Annotated in this window: 18 protein-coding genes; 15 read left to right on the forward strand and 3 right to left on the reverse strand. The window is 43.3% G+C overall.

Annotated features, from left to right (window positions below; genetic code table 11):
• Positions 1 to 122 precede the first annotated feature (122 nt).
• A complete protein-coding gene (locus ABDZ72_RS01990) occupies positions 123 to 479 on the reverse strand; it encodes a DnaJ family domain-containing protein (protein WP_343750823.1) in 357 nt (118 codons plus the stop codon).
• Positions 480 to 722: 243 nt separating this feature from the next.
• Entirely contained in the window at positions 723 to 932 is a 210-nt protein-coding gene (locus ABDZ72_RS01995) for a hypothetical protein (protein ID WP_343750825.1), read from the reverse strand.
• 111 nt (positions 933 to 1,043) lie between these two features.
• Between ABDZ72_RS01995 and ABDZ72_RS02000 the strand changes: the two genes are divergently transcribed.
• The 11 genes from ABDZ72_RS02000 (at position 1,044) to ABDZ72_RS02050 (ending at position 10,246) form a co-directional block, all read left to right on the forward strand.
• A complete protein-coding gene (locus ABDZ72_RS02000) occupies positions 1,044 to 1,367 on the forward strand; it encodes a PadR family transcriptional regulator (RefSeq protein WP_343750826.1) in 324 nt (107 codons plus the stop codon).
• On the forward strand, positions 1,364 to 2,239 hold the full coding sequence (locus ABDZ72_RS02005) for a permease prefix domain 1-containing protein (protein ID WP_343750827.1): 876 nt from the start codon (positions 1,364 to 1,366) through the stop codon (positions 2,237 to 2,239). Before ABDZ72_RS02000 ends, ABDZ72_RS02005 begins: the two co-directional genes overlap by 4 nt.
• Positions 2,240 to 2,242: 3 nt before the next feature.
• Complete coding sequence (locus ABDZ72_RS02010; protein WP_343750828.1) at positions 2,243 to 3,268, forward strand: TolB family protein; 1,026 nt, start codon at positions 2,243 to 2,245, stop codon at positions 3,266 to 3,268.
• A gap of 132 nt (positions 3,269 to 3,400) precedes the next feature.
• Positions 3,401 to 3,967: an NADPH-dependent FMN reductase gene (locus ABDZ72_RS02015; protein WP_343750829.1), complete on the forward strand. Its 567-nt coding sequence runs from the start codon at positions 3,401 to 3,403 to the stop codon at positions 3,965 to 3,967.
• A gap of 75 nt (positions 3,968 to 4,042) precedes the next feature.
• On the forward strand, positions 4,043 to 4,726 hold the full coding sequence (locus ABDZ72_RS02020; protein ID WP_343750831.1) for an RluA family pseudouridine synthase: 684 nt from the start codon (positions 4,043 to 4,045) through the stop codon (positions 4,724 to 4,726).
• Positions 4,727 to 4,739: 13 nt separating this feature from the next.
• Complete coding sequence (locus ABDZ72_RS02025) at positions 4,740 to 5,147, forward strand: secondary thiamine-phosphate synthase enzyme YjbQ (RefSeq protein ID WP_343750832.1); 408 nt, start codon at positions 4,740 to 4,742, stop codon at positions 5,145 to 5,147.
• A gap of 105 nt (positions 5,148 to 5,252) precedes the next feature.
• Positions 5,253 to 5,600 carry a bacillithiol system redox-active protein YtxJ gene (ytxJ, locus tag ABDZ72_RS02030; RefSeq protein ID WP_343750833.1) on the forward strand — a complete coding sequence of 116 codons (348 nt, stop codon included), beginning with the start codon at positions 5,253 to 5,255 and terminating at the stop codon, positions 5,598 to 5,600.
• Positions 5,601 to 5,724: 124 nt separating this feature from the next.
• On the forward strand, positions 5,725 to 6,177 hold the full coding sequence (locus tag ABDZ72_RS02035; protein WP_343750834.1) for a YndM family protein: 453 nt from the start codon (positions 5,725 to 5,727) through the stop codon (positions 6,175 to 6,177).
• 130 nt (positions 6,178 to 6,307) lie between these two features.
• On the forward strand, positions 6,308 to 9,136 hold the full coding sequence (locus ABDZ72_RS02040; protein ID WP_343750835.1) for a UPF0182 family membrane protein: 2,829 nt from the start codon (positions 6,308 to 6,310) through the stop codon (positions 9,134 to 9,136).
• Positions 9,137 to 9,281: 145 nt separating this feature from the next.
• A complete protein-coding gene (locus ABDZ72_RS02045) occupies positions 9,282 to 9,518 on the forward strand; it encodes a hypothetical protein (protein WP_343750837.1) in 237 nt (78 codons plus the stop codon).
• A complete protein-coding gene (locus ABDZ72_RS02050; RefSeq protein WP_343750839.1) occupies positions 9,515 to 10,246 on the forward strand; it encodes an EcsC family protein in 732 nt (243 codons plus the stop codon). Before ABDZ72_RS02045 ends, ABDZ72_RS02050 begins: the two co-directional genes overlap by 4 nt.
• 21 nt (positions 10,247 to 10,267) lie before the next feature.
• Here ABDZ72_RS02050 and ABDZ72_RS02055 read toward each other — a convergent pair whose 3' ends face one another.
• Positions 10,268 to 11,035 (reverse strand): DUF3891 family protein, encoded by a 768-nt coding sequence (locus tag ABDZ72_RS02055; RefSeq protein ID WP_343750841.1) that lies wholly within the window; start codon positions 11,033 to 11,035, stop codon positions 10,268 to 10,270.
• Between the two features lie 219 nt (positions 11,036 to 11,254).
• Here ABDZ72_RS02055 and ABDZ72_RS02060 point away from each other — a divergent pair, with 219 nt between their 5' ends.
• The 4 genes from ABDZ72_RS02060 to thrB all read left to right on the forward strand — a co-directional run.
• On the forward strand, positions 11,255 to 11,482 hold the full coding sequence (locus tag ABDZ72_RS02060) for a hypothetical protein (RefSeq protein WP_343750843.1): 228 nt from the start codon (positions 11,255 to 11,257) through the stop codon (positions 11,480 to 11,482).
• 138 nt (positions 11,483 to 11,620) lie between these two features.
• On the forward strand, positions 11,621 to 12,928 hold the full coding sequence (locus tag ABDZ72_RS02065; RefSeq protein WP_343750845.1) for a homoserine dehydrogenase: 1,308 nt from the start codon (positions 11,621 to 11,623) through the stop codon (positions 12,926 to 12,928).
• Complete coding sequence (gene thrC / locus ABDZ72_RS02070) at positions 12,925 to 13,986, forward strand: threonine synthase (RefSeq protein WP_343750846.1); 1,062 nt, start codon at positions 12,925 to 12,927, stop codon at positions 13,984 to 13,986. Before ABDZ72_RS02065 ends, thrC begins: the two co-directional genes overlap by 4 nt.
• On the forward strand, positions 13,983 to 14,903 hold a 921-nt coding region (gene thrB / locus ABDZ72_RS02075; protein ID WP_343750847.1), incomplete at its 3' end, for a homoserine kinase. The genes thrC and thrB, both read left to right, overlap by 4 nt.

The following is a 14,903-nucleotide window of genomic DNA, read 5'->3' on the forward strand; positions in this document are numbered from 1 at the left end:
GCATCTGGATGCTTTTTTATTTTTTGTCAAAACGTTGCACATTTCCCGGGAAATAATGTGGAAATGCGTCGACGTATTTAGCAAAGGTGAAGCTGTCTCATGGTATCGGCCTAAAGTATTCACTATCCCCGTCTCAGTTTTTTTAACAGTTTTTTTCGGTAGGATGGGTAAACTGGATTATGGTGCAGTTTTCGATTTTGAATGAAATCATCAACCTGTTTGTTTTTTCTGGTAAGACTGGTATCTTCTTCACCAGTGGCATAGGTCATCAAATCCCCGGTTGTTGTGCGTTCGCCTGAATGTTGTTCGTTATCCGGAACGAATCCTGCATTTTTAAGCATTTTGTATGCTTGATTAAGTTCTGGTGATAGACCTGGGAGCTCATCCCGCAAATCGAGTTTTTGCCCCTTCCCCGGCAAATTGTCAAAGTCACCATTCTCAATGGATTCTCTAATTTTGTCTTCTACAATCAAGTACATAGTCAACCTCCCCCCTCAATTGAATTGACGGCAATTCAGTACACGGCTAAACAACCAAAAATGTCCTTTAAATTAACCCGTCTCGCATATGATAAAATCCTTCTACGCTTACGTTCGTTTTCTCGGGAAAATTCACGCTAATTTCTTCCAAATAGTACACGTTTATAACCTTATTGTACCACAGAATGAAATGGTGTTGAGGAAGTGTATTGTGATTGATTGGCTTTGAAAGATCGTTGAGACCTACGAATTATTGTTTATTTGTGATATCTGTTTTTCAGCCATATATTCATTGGCGGCCTCCAGTTCTTTATGTTCATCCACTGAATCGCCAGCAGGATTGTCCTCTTCGTTAAAAGGATGATTAGCATCCAGTCCATCGCTAACGCTTAATTCGCCGTCCATATTGGCCTGTGTTGGTTTATTAAATGTCTTTTTACGTTGTTTTTTCATTTTATTCACCTCACCACTTAACTTGTGTAGCATTGAGATTTTTATAACTTCTGTTTAACCATTGTATTACGATGCACATCGTAATACAATAATGGAAGAGGTGATAGGAAAATGGACCGTGAAATTATGAAGGGTAGCATTGATATTTTGTTGCTTAATTTGCTGAATGGAAAAGATATGTATGGTTATGAAATGGTAAAAGTGTTAAAAGAAAAAAGTGAACAACTGTATAACATGGGAGAAGGAACGCTTTATCCGGCACTGAAACGGATGGAGAAAAAACAGTGGCTTTATTCCTATTGGTATGATACAGATCACGGACGACGGAAGTATTACCGGATAACAGATGATGGGAAAGCAGAGTTAGAAAAGAAGTTGAATGAATGGAACAGTGTTCACAATCTCATTACGAAGACATCGGGGGACCTATCATGAACCGGCTGAAAAAGCATGTTCAAAAAATGCTGGAACAAACACAGAGTGCCAATGGTGAAAGGGAAGAATTGTGGGAGGAGCTTCTCAACCACCTGGAGGAAGCGAAACAGCATTATATGGATGAAGGTTTGACAGAAAAACAGGCCGAAAAGCGGGCAATTGCGGAGTTTGGAAATTCTAATAGCGCAGGTCATCAGCTGCAGGAGGCAATGTATCCATACCAGCGCGGGCTTTTGTATGTGATGGGGATAGGGACGATTTTGTTTGGTGTACTTTATTTTGTGAATGCGGCGTTTTTGCAGCATGATCCCATTCCCGTTTGGCTTGCGATTCAGTTTTTCACCGGAAGTCTTATTACATTGGCTGCTATTAATATTTCGTTTGCAGGACGGTATTTTTATCTGCTGCATTTAGCGTTGTTTGCTAACGTTATCTGGAATGGCATTAATCTTCTAACCATACAAGGATCCCAGTGGCAGATCATCATATTCGGTATTTATGCACTGCTTCTGGTCGGAATGGGGATCGTTGCCATCATTCGTAATTCGTATTTTTCAAGCAACCTGATAGATAACAAACAGCAAAAGCACGGACTTGTGTTGACCAGCTATATAGTGAATTTGTTGTTTGGTATTGCTGTCGTTTGTGTGAGTTTGTTCTTTCTTTGGGCGTATTTTTTCGCTATGGGGAGAAGCCTGTTTGCCCTTTTGACTGTTACTCCGATTCTGATATGGATTATCATTTATAAATTTCAAATGGGTTACATTGCAAGGAAACCGTTAATTTCTATGATGACGGGATTTGGTTTTTCAGTGTTGTCTATCGCTGTTCCTTTGTCCGTTCTGATTCTTATCCCTGGAAGGTGGCTGTAAGATATGTCGCTAAAAATGAAAAATATCAGTTTTATCATCGGTATGCTTCTTTTATTCTTTGTCCTGTGGGGAACCGGTTCATTGGCTGAAGCACCTGAAGGGTTTACGGGCTTTGGGCAGGAAACCGATATTTCTCCGGATGACAGTGAACTTGTTTTTTCGTACTTTCATGGTGATGATAGCGCATTATATACTGTTCCTGTCGACGGTGGTAAGGCTGAGCTTGTTAAAAAACCAGCGGAAGGGAAGTCGTATAGCAATCCGACATTCTCTCCGGACGGTGACCAAATTGCCTTTATTGAAAAATGGAAAACTGACGAGCGCCGGTACTATCAATTGCGCATTTTTAACCGTAAAAGGCAAACGATAGAGCAGCGGATCAATGCAGACGGCTATGTAACGGAAGCAGCGTTTTCCCCGAATGGGCAGTCTTTGTACTTTTTGAAAGCGGATGTGTTCAAGAGTTATTCGTCGATTACCGGCGCACGACCGCATGAATTTGATATTTTCCGGATGGATTTGACATCCGGTGAGACGGAGCAGCTTACAGACAAAAAGGCATACACCATGTCATCACTTGAGGTGACATCTGATGGAAAACAGCTTATGTATCGAACGAGTCAGAAATCGGCTGATCAACTTGTCGTACGCTCCATCGACAGCAATCATGGAAAAACGATTGTCCCTGAGGGTGATTTTGCTTCCGATTCTCGTATTATTTCATCACCAGCACTGTCGCCTGACGGGAAGCAAATGGCTTTCACCAGTGTCGCCACGAAAGACGAAAATGGTACGTTCATCTATGAAGCCTTTAAAATGGATATGGAAACAAAACAGGCCAAGCAGATGACCTCATTTTATGAACACGTGACAAATCCTGTATTTTTTCATAATCAGGATAAGCTGATTGTCACCGTTGACAATAATTTCGCTGGGGGAGAACCAGACAACAGTTATTGGCAAGTCAGCATGGATAGCGAAGAACGCCATCGCGTGTCGATTGAAATGCCCAAGGAAAAGGGACAATAAAATGTCCCTGCTGATTATTGAAAAAACGTTTCTCCCAGTTCAAATAGCTGTCTTTTAAACGATTTTTGTGTACAATAGTAGTCATAAGATATGAACAATGAGTCACTAGACAGCGTTGAGGAGGAAGCGGTTTTGAAAGTGGTTGGCATATCCGGATCGATTATTGGATCAAAAACACGTATTGCTGTTAAACATATTTTAAGTACCATTGACCGGCGCAATGAAGAAATAGAGACGGAATTTATTGATTTAAGTGCGTATCAGCTTGTATTCAGCGATGGCCGGGATTATCGGGATTATACAGGTGATACCAAAGAGGTATTGCAGAAAGTGATGGAAGCGGATGCGTGCATTATTGGAACGCCGATATTTCAAGCATCGATCCCAGGAACGTTGAAAAATTTATTCGATTTACTTCCGGGCGATGCTTTTCAAGGTAAAGTTGCAGGTATTGTTGCAACGGCGGGATCCGGCAGACATTATCTGGTACCAGAACATCAGTTGAAGCCGATTTTATCCTACATGAAGGCCGTTATTATTCCAAAGTATGTATTTGTGGAAGAAAAGCATTATTACCAAAAAGAAATTGTCGACGAAGATGCATGTAACAGACTTAACAGGCTTGCCGATGAAATGGTTTATGGAATCAATGTGCTTTGCGAGATCACCAGGTCAAAAGGATCGGCATTCCCATTTTAGTTTAAAATAAATTAATTCCGTAAATGGTAGAATGTTTGATAAATCAACACGATTGAATGAAAGGTTTGCTGTAAGATGACGATTCCGGTCCTTTATGAAGATAACCATTTGCTTATCGTTGAAAAACCGATCAATATTCCTGTACAGGAAGACAGCACCGGTGATAAAGACGTATTGACGATGCTAAAGGAAGATATCAAAGTCCGTTACCAAAAACCGGGTAATGTCTACTTGGCACTTGTTCACCGTTTGGACCGTCCGGTTGGTGGTGTGATGGTTTTTGCCAAAACCTCTAAGGCCGCGTCACGTCTGTCCGATGCCTTGCGAAGAGGTGCCTTTGATAAACACTATTTGGTTGTTGTCAGAGGCAGTCCTTCAAAAGATCAGGCATTGCTGGAGGATTATTTATGGAAAGATAAGCGGGAAAACAAAGTGCATAAGGTTTCACCAAAACAAAAACAGGCGAAAAAAGCAGTGTTGGCTTATGAAGTTATCGGAAAAACGAATGGCTTTTCGCTGCTTTCCGTTAAACTTCATACTGGAAGGCCGCATCAGATTCGCGTTCAGCTTGCATCTATCGGCTGCCCTATATATGGCGATCAAAAATACGGGCAGGATGTGAACCGCCCCGGACAGCAGATTGCTTTATGGTCTCATACATTGTCCGTGGAGCATCCGACGACAAAGGATATGACCTCAGCTAATTCGTTGCCGCCTGGGGTACATCCGTGGAACTTATGGAACGATTATTCCCAATAAAGGAGATGGTATCGTGGCAGAAACGCTTCATTCATTCACGATTTCAACGTATGAAAAACAGGCTTTCGTCAATCTAGACCGCTATGTGGACGACGTTCTTGGTGAAACCGGTGTACGTGATGGCATCATGGTCGTCTATTGTCCGCATACAACCGGGGCCATCACCATCAATGAAAACGCTGACCCGGATGTTAAAACGGACTTGAAACATGGGCTTGACGAAACGTTTCCGAATAAACCGGCTTACATTCACATGGAAGGCAACTCGGATGGTCATATGAAGTCATCGGTTATCGGAGCAAGTGAAACGTTAATAATAGCAGAAGGCCGTCCTGTACTTGGCACGTGGCAGAGTGTTTATTTTTGCGAATTTGACGGACCACGAACGAGAACCGTTCATGTTAAAGTTGTAAAAGGATAAGGAAAGCAAGACAATCTAAATGAAGTCACTGCTGTTTCGTTGATAAATGAAAAGGAATATCGACACTGCGGTGTCTGCAGAACAGAAAAGAATGGAGTGATTAACATGACTGAATTAAACGAGCTTCAGTCGAATCAGGAATTAACACAGGCGTGGGAGCATTCTGTGGAAGAACCGGTATTGGTGTTCAAACACAGTACAACGTGCCCGATCAGCGCCACTGCGTTTGAACAGTATCAAACGTTTCTTGAGTCAGCGGGAAACGATCTGAATAGCTATGTGATTAAGGTGATTGAAAACCGGGATATATCCAATCAACTAGCGGAGGATACCGGCGTGAAACATGAGTCGCCACAGGTTTTTCTGATCCGGAACAAGGGAGTGCTATGGCACACTTCGCATTCGAATATAACCGCTGACGCGATTGCCGGTGCCATGCAACGGGCAAGGTAACCGTGCGATATTCTTACCAGTCTTAACCATTGGTATACGCAAGCATCACTTCCCTGTTCAAGTATAAATGCGTCCCATTTCGACACACTATGACTGATTGAATAAGAAAGGGTGTGTCATGGTTATGATTTATTTAAAAACACTTGGGATAAAAGCAATTGCAATTGGCATCACCGTTTTATCATTATTTGGGATATTTTATTATGCTAATCTGATGAACTTATTTTGGATCAGTATACTGCTAACGGGGGTTACGTTTCTTGTTGGCGATTTATTGATACTCCGGCGTTTTGGCAATGTTACAGCATCAATCGTTGATTTTCCGCTGGCATTTTTTGTTCTTTGGTTATTGGGGTCACTGCTTATTGAAGCCAGTATTCCATTGGTGAGCATTTCGTTGATAGCGGCTTTTTTCATTGCATGTTGTGAACCATTTATCCATACGTATATAGAAGAAAAAACGGAAGAAGACAACGAAGGTGGAGCGAAACCATCACCGGACACTGGTCGGATGCAGACAGAATTTGCTGAGGAGTTTGAATTCGATAAAAATGAAAACCGACACGACCATTTGTGAATAGCTTGGCCTTTGTGATCATCGTGACCTTTGTTATCTGAATAAAAAATAATTATTATTTTCATTCTTGGCAAGAGTCATGTATGATAGGAAGAAAGAGCCTTATGGATGCAAAGGGAGAGGAAAAATAGTGGAAATTTTTGATGGGGGTTCCGGTAGCGGCCGAAAAAAAACATTTAATAAAAAGTGGAATTGGATTGGTTATCTGGTACTTGCTCTTATCCTGGCTTTGATTGTCATTTTTTTCAGTATCGGACTTATAACTGATTATATTTGGATGGATACGCTCAACTATGCGAGTGTGTTCACGACCGTTTTGACAAGCAAAATTCTTTTAGGTGTTTCAGGATTTGTGTTGTTTGCAGTAGGCACATTCATAACGTTGTATTGGATTCGGCGATCGTACATAAAACATTTTGATTCAAGTCAGTTGCCGCCGATCCTGCTGAGATGGAAGCCCGTTATGCTGATCATGTTAGCCATTTCTGCATTGGTAGGCTTATTCGGAAGCAGTGTTATACAGGGCATTGGCTGGGAACGAATGTTGAAATTTATCAACCATGTTACATTCGGAAAGACAGATCCTTACTTTAACATGGATATATCGTTTTATGTTTATGTCCTTCCGTTTTTAAATTTCGTCGTGTTCGTTCTGCTTGGATTAGCTATCTTTTTCCTGTTGGTGCAAATTGGTGCTTATTCGGTTTTTCATATGTATCGAGTGAGTCGTTCCGCGCAACTGCATCTGGGAGTGACTCTTGGTTTCATTGGGTTATTTTTAGCCGGCTATCATGTTTTACAGCCATTCGGAACATTGTCAACGAACCAGGTGAACTTGTTCCAGGAAAGCGTTGTGACCGGTTTGAGTTACACCGATGACGTCATTAATATCCCCAAGTCTTATGTGTTGGCGGCAGTGGCGATTATAATGGCTGTTTGGATGATCGTTGCTCTGATCCGGGGGCGATTACGATCTGTTATGATCCCCATTATTGCCTACATAGGGCTTGCCGTTATTGGACAGGGCGCATCGGTTGTTGTGCAGAATTTCATTGTTTCACCAAATGAGTTTTCAAAAGAAAAACCTTATTTGGAGGATAATTTATCCTATACTAAAGCCGCATATGACTTGGATAGCATTGCAGAAGAGCAGCATCCCGGCAACCATTCTCTGAGTAAGGAAATGGTTGAACGTAACAGCGGCACCATTGATAATGTGCGGATGAATGACTCACGGCCATTGTTGGACGTTTACAATCAATTGCAAACGTTCCGAACTTACTATGAGTTCAATGATGTCGATATTGACCGTTACCAGGTTGATGGTAATTATGAGCAAGTATTTCTGGGTGCAAGAGAGTTGAATACAAAAGATCTTCCAAGCCAGGCAAAGACTTGGGTCAACCAGAATTTGCGGTATACGCATGGTTACGGGATGGCGATGAGCCATGTTAATCAAGTGACGGCACAAGGGCAGCCGAAATATATGTTGAAAAACTTGCCCCCTGAAGGCGATTTGGATGTCAGTCGACCACAACTTTACTTCGGTGAAGAACCGTATAAGAATGTTATTGTCAATAGTGAGGTGGAGGAGTTTGACTACCCATCAGGCGATGAGAACGTAGATACCAAGTTTAAAGCGGACACTGGTATCCCACTAAGTGGAATCAATCGACTTCTCTTTGCCTTGAATGAGGGAACATTCCGTATGTTAATTTCGGATCAAGTAACAAGTGACAGTCAGCTTTTGGCCACCAGAAATATTATGGATCGTGTGAATCGTATTGCACCGTTCTTCACATATGATAAGGATCCATACCTAGTGGTTCGTGATGATGGAACTGTCGTCTGGATGCTTGATGCTTATTTGAGTGCAGAAAACTACCCATATTCGGAATCATTTCAAGGACAGACCAACTACATCCGGAATTCGGTGAAAGTGTCCGTGGATGCTTATACAGGTGAAGTGAATTTTTACATGGCCAATCCTGATGATCCATTGATGCAAACATTCAAAAATATATTCCCGGATTTGTTTACTGAAGACATTCCTGACGACATTAAAGCCCATTTTCGATATCCTGAGAAGCTGTTCACTGTCCAGGCTTCTATGTATGGGACGTACCATATGTCCGATTTGGAAGTATTCTATAACCGGGAAGACTTTTGGCAGTTCCCAACGGAAAAATATTTCAACGAAGATACGGAGATGGAACCATATTATACGACTTTGAAATTGCCGGATCAGGAAGAGGAAGAATTTATCCTGATGATCCCGTATACACCAAAAAACAGACAAAACATGATCGCTTGGATGGGCGTACGCAATGATGGCGAGAATTATGGGGATATGTTCGTCTACCGGTTCCCGAAACAACGGAACATATACGGTCCTCAGCAAATTGAGAACCGCATTAATCAGGATAGTGAAATTTCACAGGAATTGAACTTATGGTCCCAGGGCGGATCAGAAGTGATACGGGGAAATCTGCTTGCTATACCGATTGAAGACACGGTTCTGTATGTGGAGCCAATCTACATCGAATCAAATAATGAAACATCGCTGCCGGAAGTAAAACGGGTTGTCGTTGCTTATGAAGACCAGATTGTTATGGATGCCAACTTCGATCAGGCGCTTGAGAAGATATTGAAGAAGGTGGATCCTGGCATGGAAGATGATGAAGATCAGGAAGACGACAAACCGGATGATACGCCGGACTCATCGAAGCCGATTCTCGATGCTGAAGAACAGTTGAAGGAATTCTCTGATAAGTTTAAGGCTTATAAACAAGCATTATCAGAAGGCAACTGGCAGGAAGCTGCTGAAATTATGGATGAACTGGAAGGTATGCTGGAGAAAAAACAAACGCCGGATCAACCGGAACCTTCCGATAACCAGCAGTCATCCGGAAACAATAACAACCCTAACAATAGCGATGCAACCAACGAAACAGAATAATAGCACTAAGAAACGGGATGGGCTGTGGCTCATCCCGTTTTTACACAGGAATTAGTTGATCATTCCAAAAAAAACAAACAAAGAGACAATGATTGGCTGTCCTTTTTGTTATAATGAAAGAAACGGGTGCGGGGGAGATGGGCATGTGAACGGTGATAATCTGGCATGCAATCAGTCATCACAGAAACTTTGTGTCTCAATGGTACCGATCTTCAATCACTTGGACCATCAAGAACAGGCTGAGTTAACCCGGACAAGTAGAATCAAGACATATGCTGAAAGTGAAATGATATTTCAAGCTGGTAAACCGTCCGGCTATTTAGTCACCCTTGTCTGTCACGACTCGCATTTTGTTTATGATTGGAGCGAAACATCAACATGAATAACTATGAGCAAACAGTGTATCATGAGTTGATAAGATGGCGACGAAACGTGTTGAAGCGGTCAGGACTTTTCAAGCAACTATCCAAAAAGACGCAGACAAAAGTCAATGATATGATCCCTGAGAAAGTTCACAGTATGATAACTGCAAGCATAAAAAGCATGGTGAAAGCAACGTTAACCGGCTCGGAAATGACAACAAACAAAAAAGCAGCAGCTGCCTCAAGTCTGTTCGATAAAGATACGTGGCTTAAGGAAAAGTGCGCTTCGTACCGGAAAACAGCTGTTGCAGAAGGAGCAGGAACTGGTGCGGGTGGCTTTTTCCTGGGCATTGCAGATTTTCCGCTGCTTTTGTCTATTAAAATGAAATTCTTATTTGAAGCAGCGGCGATATACGGATTTGATACGCGACAATACGAGGAGCGTCTATTCCTTCTCCACATCTTCCAGCTTGCCTTTTCCAGTGATAAACATCGGAGAGAAGTTTTCCATACTATGGAAAACTGGGAATTTGAAAAGAAAAATCTTGCCGACATGGATTGGCGGATGTTCCAGCAGGAGTATCGGGATTATATGGACGTCATTAAACTACTGCAGCTGATCCCCGGCTTCGGCGCGCTCGCAGGCGCTTACGCCAATCATAACTTAATGGATACGCTGGGAGAAACAGCGATGAATGCGTATCGAATGCGTCTATTAGTTTTCCCGTCGCAAGATTACGATTATTGAGAGAGCAACGCGGGTTTTGAATTATTGAGCCGTTAAGCGTAAGTGGATATTATGAAACGGGGTATTTTCATAGCTTTTTATTAAACCTTTGGCGTCTATATCTTTTTTGGATACTATTTTTTGCGGCAGGGCAATATCGACCGGTTGGTGAAAGGGAAATGGTTCGAGCGCAACAGTCTGTTGATCGAGCCAATGAGCTTTTATTTTGCTATGACTAATCCCGTCCAGTTTTGCAGAAAGTGGTATTCCATCTTTGAAAAAAGGGTGCTCCTGTTCTTTACTGACACCGGGTTCATTTAAACAGGCATATAATGATAAGCTGTCGGCGAGTTGCAGGAATGCGTAATGATTATGGAACCATGTGCTGTTCCAGTCTTTTAGCATTGTCATAAGCCGCTGCTGCCGTTGTTCCTCCTGTTGAACAAACTCCCGTGCCGCTTCTCCCTGTTCCTGCTCCATAAAGCCTTTATAATGCTCACTGCACAATATGGCTGCATACGTATCGTCGCGTTCCACCTCGTCAATACCCTGTTTATAAAGGATGGTCTTGGGGATAGGCGGAAAATCAATAAAAGTGTAAGGGGCCTGTTTTTGGTCATTCCAAAACGGCTGTTGATCAAATGATTTCCAACCAACGTCGTGCTGGCGGATGGCATGTTCCACAGATGGACGCCAGTGCAGTCCAGGAAATAAATCATTTTTCCATTGGATCATCATGTCACCGGAGGCCTGGGCATGGTTATCCTGTTCGATCATTACAAAGTCATTCGGCCGTTCTCTGACGATCATCAGCACTCTCCCCTTTCATTCATGTCCGTATTCCATTTGATACCATATATGTCATTCCGAACTAAAATACATCCTCTTCCTTCATTAATTCGTAACTCACGTCATTTGAATTAGAATGAGTGTAATACATTTTCGAAAAGAGCGTCAACTAATACTGCTTGGACGAGCTTTTTTGTGTTATTATAGGAGGACAAGCGAATAATAAAGGAGGCGGATCACTTGGAAAATTGTCCGATCGATCATTCGCATGATGATGTCGTTACTAAGCTGAATAACCAAAAGGATTTTTTGCCGGTGGAAATCAGTGCAAATATGGATCGGTTTTTGGAACATACGCTGACACAAGAAACATTGAACACACTTTTCCACCTTTTGAAAAAGTATGATCTTGCTTCATATGAGGAGCGGCAGGATCGGAACAAACAACTTCTGTCCATTATGAGCTGATGGCGATCAATAACGGAGGGTGATCATCGCTTTAAATAATGGCAGCCCTTGCAAGAATGGGGAAATTGACTATTGCCACACGCTTTTTTTCGTGTTTAAATAAACCAAATATTATTTATTAGTTGATGGGGTGATGATGTGCAGGATAGTGTAGCAGTTGGACTATTGGGCGTCGGTGTTGTTGGCTCCGGTGTCGTTAATCTTATTGAAAAGCATCAGGAGAAATTGTCGCATCAGCTCGGATGCGGTGTCCGGGTGAAGAGTGCTCTCGTTCGTAATCCGGATAAAGTGAGGGATATCGGTGCTGATATGAATGGCATTACGCTGACAGCGGATGCAGATGCCATTCTCGATGACCCGGAAATTGACGTTGTTGTCGAAGTAATGGGAGGTATAGAAGAAGCGCGTGAATCTATTCTGAAAGCATTTGCTTCCAAAAAGCATGTTGTGACAGCCAATAAGGATCTTGTTGCACTTCATGGCGGGGAACTGCATGAGGCCGCTGAAGAGAACAATTGTGACTTATACTATGAAGCAAGTGTTGCCGGTGGAATTCCTATTCTTCGCGGAATAACGGATGGGTTTGCCTCTGATCATATTGAGCAATTATTAGGCATTGTCAATGGCACGACCAATTACATAATGACGAAAATGAGTCAGGAAGGTCTCAGCTATGACGATGCATTGAAGCAAGCGCAAGATCGTGGTTTTGCCGAAGCGGATCCTGCATCGGACGTTGAAGGCTTGGATGCCGCAAGAAAAATGGCCATTCTTGGACGACTCGCTTTTTCCACCTATGTGAACCTTGAGGATGTGGAAATGACAGGGATTGAAGAGGTGGAAGCAGCAGACTTGCAATATGGTGACAGTTTAGGATTCACTATGAAATTGATAGGTTTCGCCGATTTTGATGGTGAACGGGTGGAAGTAAACGTTCAGCCGGCGCTCATTTCCAAAGAACATCCGTTGGCCGATGTCAAAAACGAATACAATGCCGTTTATGTGTACGGAGAGGCCGTTGGAGAAGCTATGTTTTATGGAGCCGGTGCGGGAAGCATGCCGACTGCAGCAGCTGTTATGTCCGATGTGGTTGCAGTCATCAAGAATATGCATCGGGGTGTTACCGGTGGTCAATTCGTGGAGCCGCGATTTGAAAAACGGTTGAAAACGGCTGAACAGCGTTTTGGCGAATACTATGTCCGGTTCCATGCAACGGATGAAGCTGGTGTGTTTTCACGCATTTCTGCCCTCTTTAATGAAGGCAACATCAGTTTCAAACAAATTCTTCAAAACCCGTCGGAAGAAAGCGGAATAGCAGAGGTTGTCGTTATAACACACAACACATCGCTTCAGAATATGTACGACGCCTTGGAAAGACTTGAAACACTGGACCAGGTAGAGGCGATTAAAAGCTTTTACAAAGTAGAAGGAGATGCTGAAGCATGACATGGCAAGGCTTAATCAAACATTACAGAGAACATTTGCCGGTAACGGATAAGACGCCTGAGCTGTCTCTTCTTGAAGGCAATACACCGCTTATCTATTTTCCTACCCTTTCCGAAGAGTGGGGTATTGAGTGGTACGGTAAAGTAGAAGGCATAAACCCAACCGGTTCATTTAAAGACAGAGGCATGGCTTTGGCCGTTGCCAAAGCAAAGGAGGAAGGGAGCGATGCTGTAATCTGTGCCTCTACGGGGAATACATCAGCCTCCGCAGCAGCATATGCGGCCAGAGCTGGTCTGCAAGCAATTATTGTTATTCCAAAAGGGAAAATCGCACTCGGCAAACTAGCTCAGGCCATGATGTACGGTGCCTCGATTGTGGAGATCGATGGCAATTTTGATGATGCGCTGAAAATTGTTCGTAAAATAACTGAAACAGATCCAGTAACACTGGTTAATTCAGTGAATACGTATCGACGGGAAGGTCAAAAGACAGCAGCTTTTGAAGTCTGTGATCAACTTGGGACTGCACCGGATTTCCTGTCTATTCCGGTTGGTAACGCCGGGAATATCACGGCTTATTGGGAAGGGTTTAAAGAATACAATCAAATGGAGAATACCGGTTTGCCTCGACTATTAGGATTTGAGGCGGAAGGTGCCGCAGCGATCGTGAATAAACACATCGTTACTGAACCGGAGACCATTGCTACCGCTATACGAATCGGCAACCCGGCAAGCTGGGAAATTGCATTGCAGGCCAGAGAAGAGTCTAATGGAACAATTGATTCCGTTACGGATGAAGAAATCGGGGATGCTTATAAACGTCTAGCCCAAAAGGAAGGCGTATTTGCTGAGCCTGCTTCCTGCGCCTCTATTGCCGGGGTTATCAAACAATTTGAAAATGGCACAATACCACAACAGTCCAAGGTTGTATCTGTTCTGACGGGGAATGGCTTGAAAGATCCGCAGACAGCGATTGATCAGCTGGATACAACGACAGTAACCCTGCCGAATGATGAAGCCAAGGTGACCGACTATATCCGGAAGCTGGTGAATGTATGAAGTCTTTCCGGATAAGCGTTCCGGCCAGCTCAGCAAATATAGGTCCGGGGTTTGATTCTCTTGGGGTTGCACTTAATCTCTATTTGACAGTAGACGTATGGGATACCGGCAAATGGGAGATTGAGCAACGATCCGAGCATCTTTCCGCTGATGAAAAGGTGGAGGATAATTATATTCTTCAAATTGCTCGTCAAACAGCGGCACGCTATCATCGAAAACTTCCGGCATGTAAATTGGTCATAAATAGCGATATTCCATTGGCCCGTGGGCTCGGCAGCAGCGCATCAGCCATCATTGCCGGCATTGAACTGGCTGATCAGTTGTGCGAATTGTCACTGTCGCCGGATGAAAAACTTGCTTTCGGCAACGACATCGAAGGTCACCCGGATAATATTGCACCGGCGCTTTTCGGCGGTTTGGCCGCTACAACGGTGGTTGATGGCACTGTTCAGTGGGTACGCATCTCTGATATAGCTGCAGATGTGATCGTGTATATTCCCGCCGACGATTTAAAAACGGAAGCAGCGCGACAGGTCTTGCCGAAGACATTTCCGAGAGCGGATGCCACGAAAGCTAGTTCTGTGAGCAATGTGTTGATTGCAGCACTCTTGTCCGGCGATTTAGCGTTGGCCGGTAAAATGATGGAAGCAGATTTATTCCATGAACCATACCGGGCCGATTTAATTCCGCACTATAGGGATATAAAAGAACATGCCAGCCGAAACGGCGCCTTTGGAACTGTGATCAGTGGAGCGGGGCCAACGATGCTTTCCCTTTTTCCAAAAGGAGAAGCGGGCACCAGTATGCATCGGCTGGAAAAACTATTTTCCGAACATGTTATGAAGCTGCTCACCATTGATCAGGCAGGAACGCAAATAACACCTATCCATTCCCGGCAATATACCGGTAAGAGCCAC

Source organism: Lentibacillus halophilus, from assembly GCF_039522485.1.
GTDB classification, from domain to species: domain Bacteria; phylum Bacillota; class Bacilli; order Bacillales; family Amphibacillaceae; genus Lentibacillus; species Lentibacillus halophilus.